Source organism: Mycobacterium kyogaense (genome assembly GCF_036946525.1).
Classification (GTDB): Bacteria; Actinomycetota; Actinomycetes; order Mycobacteriales; family Mycobacteriaceae; genus Mycobacterium; species Mycobacterium kyogaense_A.
This window is the reverse complement of the sequence record NZ_JAQIIY010000003.1, coordinates 207,656-220,429: the sequence shown is the minus strand read 5'-3', so window position 1 is coordinate 220,429 and position 12,774 is coordinate 207,656. Positions and strand designations below refer to the sequence as shown.

The following is a 12,774-nucleotide window of genomic DNA, read 5'->3' as shown; positions in this document are numbered from 1 at the left end:
TTCCTCATCCGGTACGAGACCAAGTATGGCGGCTGCAGGGGTCCGTCAGCCAGCGGTGGCGCCCCACGAGCTGATAACCAAAGGAGGTCTGCAGTGGCGACCAGCGTTTCGAGCTCTTCACGCTCTTGGTCATCAAGTTCAGCACCCTGCAGGATGTACCTGCGCCGCTCCGGCTGCGCGATCAGCTCTGTTAGCAACCGATCACGCTCCACTTCATTCATGCTTTTTCCCTCCCTTCGATTCATCTCTTCACGAAGAAGTTTGAGTGCATGACCAAAAATCTGGCTTACGCGCGACGGGGCTCACACCGAGCTGCTTTGCAACTTCGTCTCTAGAGCGACCCAGAGCGCCGATTTCCCAAACAACCTTTCGATCACGATCATCAAGAACTGAAAGACAATCCCATGCCACAGCCGCTTGGTGTAAGTCATCGACCTTCGATGCAACGTCTTGGGCGATATCACTGTCATCGCCTCGGTCATGAACTTCGACGACGAGCTCGGGACCGGCGTGTTTCACTGCCGCCGACGGATGATATCGAGTGCCTTCCTCTTGGCTGCTGTCACAAGAAACGCCTCCCAATTCGCCACGTTCTCCGGCGGGGAAGCCAAGATCGAGACAATGGCTTCACTTACGGCGTCGGCCGCCTGTGACTGGAGGCCTTGATCCCTGAGTACAGAGGCTGCCACCTTGTACATCGCGTCTCGGTGAGCAAGGTACAGAGCCCCAAGATCAGGACGTGGCGATGTCATGAGCATCTCCTGTCCGCCGGTACGTGCCTAGCGACGAGGTGAACGGCGAGACCGACGACATGGTCGCCGTCCCCCTCGCTCTGAAGTCGGCGCAGCCTTGTTCAGCGTTAGCCAAGTGCTTGTCAGGGAACACCACACACAACCACTGACCACCAACTGGGCACATTGGAAGAGATCGGACGTCGAGCTGCCCAAGCCGATGGCGATGCTGATCGAGCCTTCCGGTGGTTCAGGTGGGCAACATCGAAGACAAGCGCCCAGCTGCTAGGTGGCGCCGGGAATGACGATAGGCGGACCATCAGGCGTCGACCTCGTCCGCGTCGGGATCTTCGGTCTCGAACTCACCGTCTTCAAAAATCGACTCGTCGGCGGGCTCCCAGCTGATCACCGTCGAGAACACAGCCTGCACCGGATCCCTTACCGCTTCCCACTCCGCACGCGTCGGAAACACGGAGAGGTCAGGTCGCGCCTTCGCGAGTTTGGCAATCTCAGTCCGCATAGCGGCCAAGTTGTCCGCGCTGTCGTCATGCGGAATCTCAGGACACCATGCGGTCGTGGTCGTCCTCGACCGGCTGCTCCTCGGGCGACTCCTCACCATCTGGCTGACGGAGGCCGGCGATATCCCGCACAAGGGTCGAAATTGAGTCGCCCTCCGTCAGCGGCCGATTCCACACCCACCGCCGAATCGGAGGGCTTGGGGAAACGTATGCGGTAGGCATCGTCGGGATGTCCGAGATTTTTGTAAACGAGTTAACCGCCTGCCGCTTGCTACGGAAACTATCTGCAGCATGAGCGAGTAACCACAAACCACGCGGTGTACTACCTAGTGCCTCGATCACGACGGGGGGCTGACTTCGCTTGTAACCGCCTTCTGCCGTAGAGCCCGACGCTGCGAGAATCTGCCCATCGGCCACGAGGGCGATACCGCCAGCTACCTGAAGGGTAGCCACAGCCGCTTCGTGGAGTGGATCGTTCTTGTCGAGCGCGATCTCCATCAAATCCGTGAACTGGCGCGGGAATAGGGGTTTCCAGGGCGTACCCATCAGGGTGTGAGGGATCGGGCCACCGGCTGCCCACGCACGCTGCGCATTGCCGTAGGAGACGGGTTTCCAGGCTGACCACCCGCGGTTGACCAGACTAAAGATCCTGTCCGCGTAGGCGCGCTTATGAATCTGAGGCTCACCCAACAGGTTTCGCAGATTGCGCTTGATTACGTTGTAGGGTTCGGGCTGAGTGAGCTCGGCGGCCAGCCACAGCGCACGCGCCAAACCTGGATCGATCGCGGAGGGTTCGCCGCCAGAATCCATGAAGTCAACGAGATCGAAGCCGAACTCGTCAATGCCTGTTGCGACCTCCGCCACCGTCGACGGAAGGCTTCCTTCCGCGGCTGCCCGCTGAACGGCATGCGCGCCAGCGTTCGCCCCCACCGCACTGGGAGCCCACGCCTTGGAAAGACTGTGCTGCTGATCCACCGCGGAATTGACGGCATCCGGGAACTCAAAAGGCCGTGCATCGCCGGTCAGAGGCGTTCCGACCCGGCGGAAGTCGACGATGATACTGGCTGGTAAGCGGAGCGTTTGCCCATACCGAGTCAGGTCAGGGTCATTCGTGTCGCCCGCCGCAGCTTGATACTTCCCGCGCAACATGCTGAAGGTATCCGACCGACCCTTTCGGTAAGCCCCTGACACTCCGTCCGCGCCGCCGGCGCCCTTCTTACTCAACAGCTTTTCGACCACTGCCGCCGGCAGCTGGGCGCTTGTAACTTCACCGCCCAACATCGACCACCACGACATCACGACCCGAGTGAGACCGTCGACAACCACTAGCACGTCGACCTCTTCACTGGTGTCCGCGATCCGAATCGTGGCGGCATAACAAAGCACGGGTTGCGAAACTCCATGCGAGAGAATCGATCCTCGAAGATCCCTGCCAGCTTTTAGCGTTCCTGCGATTGCGTTCTTGGTGTACTCACGAAGGTGCGCCATGCTCTGAAATTCAACAATCATGGCGGCGCCAGTCCGGCCCTTCTGATCCACCACCCCGTAGGTTCTCGGTGGCGTCAGGACAGAGGGCACATCCGCAGTGCGAGGCTGAATCAGTGGAAACAGCGAAGGCAGGTTCACGTCAGCACGAAGGAAAGTCAGCGCGGACTCGCCGGCGAACTGTTCCGTGAGGCCACCTGCCTGCGCAGCCAAGATGGCTGCATTCGGATCGGCTACGGCGTGCGCAATCGACCAGCAGTCGTTCTTGGACAACCGGTTCCACTGCTTCTCGCCGTAGGTGACGAGTTTTCGGCGTTCGCTGAGGTCAGGCTCCGGAATGGACTGCCGAAGGTTGACGACCTGGACGCGCGAATCTTCCTTGGCACCCTTAAATGGCACATCGATTTCGTACGGATCAAAGATTGTCATGACTGCCAATCGCAGGTAGACCTTCACCTGAACCCCGAACACCTGCCGGGAGGCCCAGCTGCCGAAACAGCTGCCGCGGCGCCACCTGAGTATCCGCGGAACACCCGTCGCGGACCTCAGTCACGTTGGCGTAGTCGGCCTCCCCGGAGCGATCCGCATCTTGCGGAACCTGGTTCGGCGTACACGAGGCGGGGTGCTCCCGCCAGCAAGGACCTTGGCCTTGCCCAACGCCCAGCTGAACACGAAGGCGATATCCAAGAGTATCACTGCTGGGCCATAGTCGGCGGGGTGACAGGAGTCTTCGAACCGGGCCGCGACGAGAAATGGTCGGCACCGCGTACTTTTTTAGACGGACCCACGGCAGTCACGTTGCGCGTGTGGATGCGGTTCAGCGAGAGACATCGGAGCGCGGCAGATCAAGTGATCATAGACATCGTCCGTTGAGGCGGTGCAGATCGCAACAATTCTCGAAGCCTCCCACTACTGCCATATCAATGAGAAAGCCGCTGAAATAGCAGCAATGCTAAACGCATCAAATTAGTAATGGATTTCCCGCCGACGGCGAGAAGCTCAGGACGGGCTGGATCGATATCGAAAAAGCAGCCGGCTCCTTGCACGGGCATCTCCAGACCTCTTGCGTGAGATTCATCGGCGGCAAATAACACTACTGGCGACTCGGACCAGGCATGCGAACCCAGATGGCCACGGCAGCTCGCCGCCGGCACAATTCCATTCGCAGCTAACGCGTACACCAAGCCGGCTACGCCAAGCTCCAGACCGCGGAGCGGAGAGAATTCAAAGTCACTGGGGGCGGCATTCAGGATCGCGGTCTCGCGACTCGGGGCTTCGATAGCCTCTTCGTCCGGATCCCAATGTTCGATGCAGTGCGCGAGGCGATCGAAGTCTTCGGCATTCGCCGACAGGTGATCTACGAGTGCTACCAGCGCCTGTTCTTGCTCAATCACTTCTTGTGCTTCCGATGGCGAGACGTCGACGATTGTCCACACGCCTCGAAAATAGCCAATGCCTTCTTCGTTCAACTCTGATGTGTCCGGCAACCAAAACGTGGCTTGGGGAGGGATTTGAGATTCACCCGACACAACGACTTCCGGAATCATCGAAGGCCCCGCGACACCTCGGGTGCAGGTACCACTGGATCACCGGGACTTGCGACCGACCAACTTTCGCCTGCGATCTCGGCGACCGGATCGACTTGATCCGGCCGCGCCGGCACCACGCGTGCTGCCACCAGTTCGCCCTTTCGTGGTTTCGGCAGTCCCAACGCTGCTGCCACCAGGGGGTCATTGTCCTGATGACCAAGGACAAGAATTCCGTCCGATCGGAGAGCCGTCCGCGCACCGCCGTTCCCTCGCGCTCGCTTCATAAAATCGTCCTGCTGCGCCACCGTCGCGAGCTCCGCGCGCCGGACAACGCGCCCGTGCACTCGCCGAAACAATTCGTTTACACGGGCTTGCCCGTGCTGATTCCCGCGTCGCGACTTCGCGTTGAAGATTGCGTCGCGGATCTGTTCGTCGAGCTCATGGAACAGATTTGGTGCGAGACCAGGGTGAACTGGCCAAAGCCTTCGGATGCGCTCCCGCCCTAGGAGCGACAACGAAGTCTTCGCGTCCCGGTTCTGGGTGCCGCGCGTATTCTCTGGGGTCACCCGCAGCAACCCAGCTCGCCAAGTCGACAACTCGTCGTTCGCGGTCACCAGCAGGGCGATCTCACCGATGACCTCGGGCGGCAGCATCCATCCGAATGGCTTCATCGAGTACTTGCAGTCGACCTCGATTCCGGCAATTCGATAGTCGGTCTTTTCGCCGTCATCGAAGTCGAATTCCCGGTGCAAGTTAATTTCCACGAGCGTGCCCATGTGGGTCTTCTCGGTCTTGTGGAGGTCATTGAAGTTCCAGCGGCCGGTGTGCTGGCCGTCGTACAGCTGGTCGAACGTATCGCGGAGGACGGTCGCAACTCGGTCACCAGTCGGATCGAAACGGTAGAGCTCGGCCTCGACTGCATCAAGCTCTGGGTCGCCACCAGAGAGCAGGCCGTCTCCAACTATTGAGGACATCTTCTCCCCCGCCACCGCGCCGACAGAATGGGGGCAGGGTATGCCTCCGGGCCGACAACGAGGGCAATTTCGCCCCGAGGCACGCGCTGGTGCTTCGTCGTCGTTGTCATCCTGTGGCGATAACCTGCGCCAATGACAGCCGACGAGTTGCCGCTGCCGGAGCCGGATAGCGATGAGCTAACCGCAATCTTGACGGTGCAGGAGCACAGGCGGATCTACAAATTCCTCTACGAACGCCGGGAGGCCCCGCCGACGACCGTCGAGATTAGCGACTACCTGGCGGAGGTCACCGGGAAGCAGGCCGGGCAACGCGGCCGCCGTGTCCGGGAGCTCTATCCGCACTTCAACATCGACAAGACGCCGCCCCACAGTCGGCCGGGCTACTTCTTGCGGTCGCGGAAACCTCCGCGCTCCGATTCCGATAGGCCCCTAGACGCGAAGACGAAAGCCCGGGTACGACAGCCGCAGCGGTGCGCTATGTGTGGCCGCACACCACTTGACGACGGCGTCAAGCTAGTTGTCGATCACAAGATTCCGCAGGAGTGGGGCGGAACTAACGACATCGAGAACCTCCAGCCGCTTTGCGAGGAGTGCAACGGTGGCAAGAAGGATCACTTCCGCACCTACGACGAGTTCGCCGAGCAGATCCGGCAGGCCGCAACCTACGACGAGCCGCAACGCCGCATCGGTGAGCTGTTCCTTGCGTTTGGCCTGGGCGTTGAAGTTCGCTCCGACCTGCTGGAGATTGTTGCCAGCGCCAAGGAGTATCAGGAGGACTGGCAGCGCCGCATGCGTGACCTGCGGTTCATCGGCTGGGACTACAAATTCCGCAAGAAGAAGGAAGGCGGGCGGGTCCGCACGTACTACCGCCTGACGAAATCGGCGCCGTGGCCAGCGAACATAATCGCCACTATCAAGGCCGAGGCGGCGAGGCGCGGCCAGAAATCGAGCCTCGACGCTGACGAAGAGCTGGAAGACGCCTAAGCGCTCGCGAGGGCACGCAGTGTGCTGCCGCTCCGCCGCCGACGCACCGCCTTACCGGTGATGGCAGAGCGGATCTGCAACCCGACAGCCTCCGCTACCGGCGGCGGGAACGCATTCCCAATCTGACGGTAGGCCGCTGTCTTGCGGCCATAGAAATGCCAGTAGGGCGGGAACCCCTGAATCGCCGCCGCCATCTCGAGTGTCAGGCGAGGGGTGTGGTCGATCGGTGTCAGCTCATCGGGCCCCTGATTCGCTAGCCCCTTGCCGTCCACGCCAAGCTCAAGCCATGCAGCGCGAGCACGCGTCGGTCCTAAATCTGGTCCGCCGTGCTTGCGTGAGCCGCCGACGATTGTCGGTCCTATGCCCTGGGCTCGCTCTGCCCACTCCTCAGCACCTGGCCAGCCATCACGAGCCATCAGTGGCAGAAGGACATCCCCAACAGTCGGCGGCGTGCCGATCGCCGCAGGCCACTTGAAGCGATCGAAATATTCGGGCTTGGCGGCGACCAAAATGAACCTGGGACGCAACTGCGGGACGCCAAACTCACTGGCATTCAGCACCTGCCAATCCGACCGGTACCCGAGTTGCTCCAGTCTGTCGCGAATCGATTTGCGGTACGTCTGAAACTTGACCGTCGACAGTCCGCGGACGTTCTCCAGCATGACCGCTTTGGGCTGCGCTTCCTCAACAAGCCGAAGAGCCTCGGGAAACAGATCCCGCTCGTCATCCTCGCCGAGCTGCTTTCCGGCGATCGAGAAAGGAGGGCAGGGCACGCCGCCGGCCAGAAGGTCGATTCCGCGGTAGTCGCAACCATCGATGTCTCGGACATCACCCTCGTGGACGTTCCACTTGGGCTGATTCAGGCGCAGCGTCTGGCAGGCATCCGGCTCAATTTCGACTGCAAGTTCGTGATTGAAGCCAGCAAGGTGAAGACCAAGCGACTGACCGCCGGCCCCTGCGCAGATCTCTAAGCAGCTCAGGCCTGCCGCCATGACACCTCCCAATCGAACATTTGTTCGACGAACCTACCGATATGCACCGCCGACAGTCAAGCCGTTTCGGAAGTACCGTAGTGGGGTGCCCGCAGCCAACCGTCTCACCACGCCGGCGACTGCCAAGGGTTCCCCTTACTTCACCACGCCGGGGCGATCGCGGAACATGGCAGCCATACGCCGGGCCAACACAAAACCCGAGGTCGCGCTCCGATCCAGACTGCACCACGAGGGCCGCCGCTTCCGGAAGGACTATGCGGTCCGCATCGACGGAAAGCTTATCCGGCCCGATATTGCGTTCACAAAGCGCAAGGTCGCCATCTTTGTGGATGGCTGCTTCTGGCACTGCTGCCCCGAGCACGGTCGGCGGCCCAGCGTGAACGGCGAATACTGGTCGCCGAAGTTGGCCGCCAACGCGGAGCGCGACAGGCGCCAAACGGCCGCGCTCGAACAAGCCGGTTGGCATGTGGTCAGGCTCTGGGAACACGAGACTGTTGACCAGATGGCGCAGGTGGTCATCGCCCAGCTCCAGGATTGATCACACTACAGGCGCCAAGGCGTTGCGTGGCCGATCCAGTTGGCGAACCATTACGCGTGCGGCATCGCGGCCGACTAGATCAGTGCCCGCACGTTCGCACGGAACATCGGGTATTCGTCTTTCTGGTTGTACCCGTTCCTCATCGCTTCTCCATCAAGCTTGGCCCCGCGGTATAGCAGCAGAGTTCGCAAAACCCACGGCATAGACAAGTACACCAGCATCTTCTCGTCATCGGTCGGCGGCGAGGCGTCCTGATCGTCGTTGCGGAGCCAATGGGCAAGGTGATTGCGAACTCTCTTCACTAACGAAGGCCAGTCGCTAAAGTCAGCCAGAACATCCGGAACAGCCTCGTCAACCACGGCCTTGATGCTCTGCAGTCGTTGCTGAAAGCTGTAATCGTTCAGCGGCGCAACCAAGTTATCAAAATCGGACGGACTCGTCGGAAATCCAAGATCGTTCATGGCCTTCGAGATCGCTTCTCTGCCAGCCCTTCTCACTATTCGGGCATTCGGTCGCGTGAGTCCGGCGTATTTAACATCTTCCTCGTCGAACAATCGGCGGTGAAGACCCTCAATCATCGTTGCAAACAACAGGCACTGTAGCTCCAGGATCGCCGGAAATTTCTGGTCTGCCACCGCAGCATCGAGTCCGTCGAGTCGAGCGCTCACGGGGAGCCAATCAGCGAGATGCTGCATAGATATTGCATCTGGAGCGATAAGCCAATCGCCTTTGTAGGCTTGGATTCTCGCGATTGCTGTTGATTGCCCGTGCCACGCCAGCCACCCGGACTGCTCGGTTTCGCGAACTTGAGCCACTCCGACTTGGAGTTCAGGCTGCAACGCGAGTCTTGCGAGCGTTCGCGCGGCAATCAGACCGTGCTTGCCAAGATCCCGAAGCGTCATTGGCGCGGCTGGAGTGAAGGTGAACCAACTGTCCGAGCGAGACACGGTACCGAAATCGGTGGAGGCACTACCCCCTTCGAGATGGGCCCACAGAACGTCGTTGTCAAGTTGAAATCGCGTTGAATGGAACCGTAGGGCGTCGCCTTCGTGAAGACCACCAATTATCGCTGTCTTTGCGCGGTAATATTGAGGCCCGTTGGCTTGTGCTCCAAACAGGGTTAAATATGTGCCGTTTTCTAATCGGCCATGGATGGTTCTTGGCTGAGCGTCCCTAACGATATCGTCGGGATCTCCCATATCGACGAAGCCCCCAGCTATCCCCCGAATTGATGGCCAGTCCACGATCGTGGCGTCAAGCTTCAGAACCGGCAGAGTCCATGACCTTATGACCAACTTGCCCGGCGCCTGGCTATCGGGCGTCTCCGGGGCCCAGAACCAACCTTCGTAGATGAACTCGTCGTTAATTGCATCCACCTCGGCAGAGGACTCGCTCGGCTGACGGTGGCAGCACCGCAGAGCTGTGAGTAGCCGCATGACGGGTGTGCCATGCCAGCCGAACACTAGTGCGCCGCCTGGAAAGCCTCCACAATCTCTGCCTTGATTCGCCCGCGATCAGCGACCTCGTGTCCGTTCTTCCGAGCCCACTCCCGTATCGCCGACAGTTGCTCAGGCGAACCCTTCCCATTTGTGCTGGCCTTCGGTTGCCGGCTGCGCCCACCACTGCGCACCTTGGCCGCGGCATCGGTGTAGGGCTTGAGCGCCTTGTCGAACTTCGTTGCGTTCGACTTGGTCAAGTCGATTTGGTAGTCCACACCACGGAAAGAGAACTCGACGCGCTCCCCAGCGCCATCGGCAATCTCAGTGCCGTCAATATCATCGATAAGTTGTCGCACGATCTTCTCGGCCATTTTTTTGGATTCCTTCTTGGGTAACCCCCGGACTCGAACAAAGATAACTTTACTAACGGAGACGGCCAGATCCAAAACCGACACAAAATGTGGATAGTTGTCCGATAGCTATGTGTGCTGCGGGTTCCATCGGCGGAGCGACGTCGACGCCGCTGCTGATTTTCAACCAGAGGAGGGCGCCGGAACATGGAGAGAGCTGTCTAAGCCACTGACCCGTAGGTGAATACACGGCGCCGTCGGCACAGACGATCTGGCCGCCGGAAGCCCGACGAATAGGCACCGCTCCGACGGCTGGGGTTTCGAGCTGACTGTCGCACCTCTCCAGGGGCGAGGCGACTCGCTGGCTAGTGGAGCACGCAACAGCACCCGACGTAACCGTCTAAAAGTGATAGTCGACCGCACGATTTGATTCCGCATCAAGCCGCATGGATACCACGGCGGCGTATACACCCGTATCGAGTTCAATCCTGAAGGCACGAATATGCATAGGCGTCCAACCGGTAACGGTGCGCAACCGTAGGACTGCGTCTGTCGATTGAGTGGCGAGTCGCGTTGCAAGCGAGGTCAATTGATGGGCATCTTCGGGATGAACGAGAGGTCGGTCGCTGATCACACCCCGCCAGTCGAAATGCGGGCAAGGGTCGTCGATCCACTTTAGAAGCCGCCCCCGGTCCAGATCGACGAGAGCTCGGTGAACACCGTCCTGCTTCGTACCATGCAAAATCTGCCGGGTTAGGTTCAACCGCGATGACGGCGCCGGCACTGGTGTCGCCCGCCAGTTCATCGCCCGCGAGATCAAATGCGGCGCCCCTTCACCACAGGACTCTAGATTTGTACGGGCGCAGAAGCTGACGCGGATCGGCCGATTTTGGTAATCCCGACCGTCCCAAGTACTGCAGAACGTTCGTCCGGGTGCGGTGCGCACCGTGAGTGCCAAAGCGGCAGCATCAATGTCGTGCAGCTCGCTACTCGCCAGATCGTCTGCGAAAGTCCGCCAATCCGTCGGCTCACGATCCGCATCCATCCCACTGTTGAGCAGCGCCGCTGACGTGTCGAAGGCCGCCCCGGTCGTGAGGTTCCACTTGATTGCCCCAATACGTGGACGCTCGGGAGGTTCGATTTGGGCTGGCCCCGTCCACACCTGAATTCCGTGTACACGACCGTCACTCATACAGACCGGATGAGTAATGATTGCCCACGGCCTATCGTCGGACACACGCACGCGTGCAGCCTCTTTGACGTGGAATGCAGCTTGAACGGCTGCCGTAACTCTCTCACGCCTCGGGTTGCGTCGTAGAAATGCCTGCAACGGAACGAATCTGCGGACTTCACGGCCTTGCGCAACCACCTCTGGCCGGTTACCGAGCATCTCGACAAGTAGCCAATCACGCGTCATAGCCAAGGCTAACCCGCAGAATGGTTGCTGTTTCCCACAAAATCCTTGCCACGCTGGTTAGTACCAGGTGGTCTATACAAAGCTGGCGAGGCGACCCTCCGCGAGTTCCACTTGCCTTGGCAATAGCGAAGTTGCACGTCGGCGGAACGCTGCCGCTTGCCAGATAGCTCCCAATGAGATGGTTGAGACCAGGTGGTCTATACAAAGCCGACGAGGCGACCTCCGCGAATTCCACCTACGTTGACAACCCAAGAAGTTGCGCTTCGGTACAAAGCTGTTGCGATCCGAAAGCTGTGTTCATATGATCTAGGCACTTCGGCTTCTGTACGCCGAAGGTGCGACGCAATTCGTGTGTATCCGCTTGCGTTGACTGACAAGTTAGATCAACGGGTCGCCAACGCTGCGCGAACGAATGGTCTGGCAACAGTTGCTTAGCACGGGGGGTACTTTGTGGCTCAAGCTGATCGCCCGTCTGCAGACACCGCTGACCATGATCGAGGCATTTCAGGTGCCGCCGTCGTACCGCAGCCGACTTGGATCCCAACCCGAATGTTCTTTCCAATGAACACCTCTGACCCTCATGATCCAGCCATGCGGGGACCAACCCCGGAGGGCATTCGTGAGACAGGTCTAGTAGTCCGCAAAGTCACTCTCATCAGTCTTCGCGCAGAGGGACTTTCGCCGAGATGCAATGGTCTGGACAGATCTCATGTCCAACGATTAGCCGACGCAGATTGGCCGGTGGAGCCGATCCTGGTTCACGGCCCCAGTCTCCGTGTCATCGACGGCCGCCACCGACTTGAGGCCGCGAAGCTCAAGGGAATGAAAGCCATAGAGGCATGTTTGGTGGACTGCGCTAATGAAGAGGCGTTTGCGCTAGCGGTGAGAGTCAACGCAAGGCACGGCCTACCGCTATCTATTGCTGATCGCCGGTCCGCGGCCAAGCGCTTTTTAACATCTCACAGCGCACTATCTGATCGGGCTATAGCCTTCGAAACCGGTCTCTCCGCGAAGGCGGTAAGCAACTTGCGCCGTTCAACTGAAGACGAGCAGCAGTTGAACACTCGAGTCGGCCGAGATGGTCGCCAAAGGCCTTTGCACACCGCCGAGAAGCGCGCACAAGCCGCTCGCTACTTAAACGCCAATCCAGAGGCGTCGTTGCGGAACGTTGCACGTGCCGTGGGACTGTCACCCGGCACTGTTCGCGACGTCCGCGAACGACTACAGCAGGGGCTCAGCCCGCTTCCCGCGAGTATGGCGAACAAATCCCCAGCCAGCAGTGGAACGGCGCCGGCGAGTACCGCAACCACACCCCATCACTCACCCTCAAGTCTGAATAACGAACCGTCGGATGTTGCACTACTGCTAGCGGCGTTAGCACGCGATCCTGCGCTCCGGTTGAGCGCAGCCGGCCGCGATTGCCTACGTTGGTTATTCAGCCACTCCATTGACATGCAGGATGGCCTCAAAGTTCTCCAGTCTATGCCCGAGCACACCCGCGACCGGGCAATTGATCTGGCACAGCGGAACGGTGCAAATTGGGCTCTGATCGCCGAAGCGCTCGCGGCCAGTCGCCATCAACAAGCGTCTTAAAACTCGCTCGTTCTTGGCCTCAAGTCGTGAACGAGGCGCGAGACACACGGCCTGCGTCTGCATTTCGCAAACATTCTGGTCCACACCTAATCGTCCTTGGGCTTGATGCGTCAAGCGAATAGGGTGTTCGCCCGTCGCCCATCGCAACTCTCGTGGGTCGGTCTATGCGGTCTGGCGATTCTTTCAGAGCGAATGCGGGATATTGATCGATCATGTTCTGTGCA

At 59.8% G+C, this 12,774-nt stretch carries 12 protein-coding genes; 2 read left to right on the top strand and 10 right to left on the bottom strand.

Annotation, left to right across the window (positions count from 1 at the left end):
* The 6 genes from PGN37_RS01295 to PGN37_RS01270 all read right to left on the bottom strand — a co-directional run.
* A partial coding sequence (locus PGN37_RS01295; protein ID WP_335329205.1) for a hypothetical protein occupies positions 1-221 on the bottom strand: 221 nt, incomplete at its 3' end.
* A gap of 294 nt (positions 222-515) precedes the next feature.
* A complete protein-coding gene (locus tag PGN37_RS01290; RefSeq protein WP_335329204.1) occupies positions 516-752 on the bottom strand; it encodes an RNA polymerase sigma factor in 237 nt (78 codons plus the stop codon).
* A gap of 298 nt (positions 753-1,050) precedes the next feature.
* The gene (locus PGN37_RS01285; protein WP_335329203.1) at positions 1,051-1,251 is read right to left on the bottom strand and encodes a hypothetical protein; all 201 of its coding nucleotides are present in this window, start codon (positions 1,249-1,251) and stop codon (positions 1,051-1,053) included.
* 37 nt (positions 1,252-1,288) lie between these two features.
* Entirely contained in the window at positions 1,289-3,190 is a 1,902-nt protein-coding gene (locus PGN37_RS01280; RefSeq protein ID WP_335329202.1) for a hypothetical protein, read from the bottom strand.
* A 464-nt stretch (positions 3,191-3,654) separates the two neighbouring features.
* Positions 3,655-4,281 carry a hypothetical protein gene (locus PGN37_RS01275; protein WP_335329201.1) on the bottom strand — a complete coding sequence of 209 codons (627 nt, stop codon included), beginning with the start codon at positions 4,279-4,281 and terminating at the stop codon, positions 3,655-3,657.
* Positions 4,278-5,252: a NaeI family type II restriction endonuclease gene (locus tag PGN37_RS01270; RefSeq protein ID WP_335329200.1), complete on the bottom strand. Its 975-nt coding sequence runs from the start codon at positions 5,250-5,252 to the stop codon at positions 4,278-4,280. The genes PGN37_RS01275 and PGN37_RS01270 overlap by 4 nt, the downstream gene beginning before the upstream one ends.
* Before the next feature lie 117 nt (positions 5,253-5,369).
* Between PGN37_RS01270 and PGN37_RS01265 the strand changes: the two genes are divergently transcribed.
* The gene (locus PGN37_RS01265) at positions 5,370-6,221 is read left to right on the top strand and encodes an HNH endonuclease (protein ID WP_335329199.1); all 852 of its coding nucleotides are present in this window, start codon (positions 5,370-5,372) and stop codon (positions 6,219-6,221) included.
* On the opposite strand, the gene PGN37_RS01260 is transcribed toward PGN37_RS01265, so the two are convergent.
* Positions 6,218-7,213: a DNA cytosine methyltransferase gene (locus PGN37_RS01260; RefSeq protein ID WP_335329198.1), complete on the bottom strand. Its 996-nt coding sequence runs from the start codon at positions 7,211-7,213 to the stop codon at positions 6,218-6,220. The genes PGN37_RS01265 and PGN37_RS01260 overlap by 4 nt on opposite strands.
* 85 nt (positions 7,214-7,298) lie before the next feature.
* On the opposite strand from PGN37_RS01260, the gene PGN37_RS01255 reads away from it, so the two are divergent.
* On the top strand, positions 7,299-7,751 hold the full coding sequence (locus PGN37_RS01255) for a very short patch repair endonuclease (RefSeq protein ID WP_335329197.1): 453 nt from the start codon (positions 7,299-7,301) through the stop codon (positions 7,749-7,751).
* Between the two features lie 74 nt (positions 7,752-7,825).
* Here the strand turns inward: PGN37_RS01255 and PGN37_RS01250 are convergent, their stop codons facing one another.
* From PGN37_RS01250 to PGN37_RS01240, 3 genes are all read right to left on the bottom strand, one after another.
* The gene (locus tag PGN37_RS01250) at positions 7,826-9,127 is read right to left on the bottom strand and encodes a HEPN domain-containing protein (RefSeq protein ID WP_335329196.1); all 1,302 of its coding nucleotides are present in this window, start codon (positions 9,125-9,127) and stop codon (positions 7,826-7,828) included.
* 86 nt (positions 9,128-9,213) lie between these two features.
* On the bottom strand, positions 9,214-9,561 hold the full coding sequence (locus tag PGN37_RS01245) for a histone-like nucleoid-structuring protein Lsr2 (protein ID WP_335329195.1): 348 nt from the start codon (positions 9,559-9,561) through the stop codon (positions 9,214-9,216).
* A gap of 379 nt (positions 9,562-9,940) precedes the next feature.
* Positions 9,941-10,957: a PAS domain-containing protein gene (locus PGN37_RS01240; RefSeq protein WP_335329194.1), complete on the bottom strand. Its 1,017-nt coding sequence runs from the start codon at positions 10,955-10,957 to the stop codon at positions 9,941-9,943.
* Positions 10,958-12,774: the final 1,817 nt, after the last annotated feature.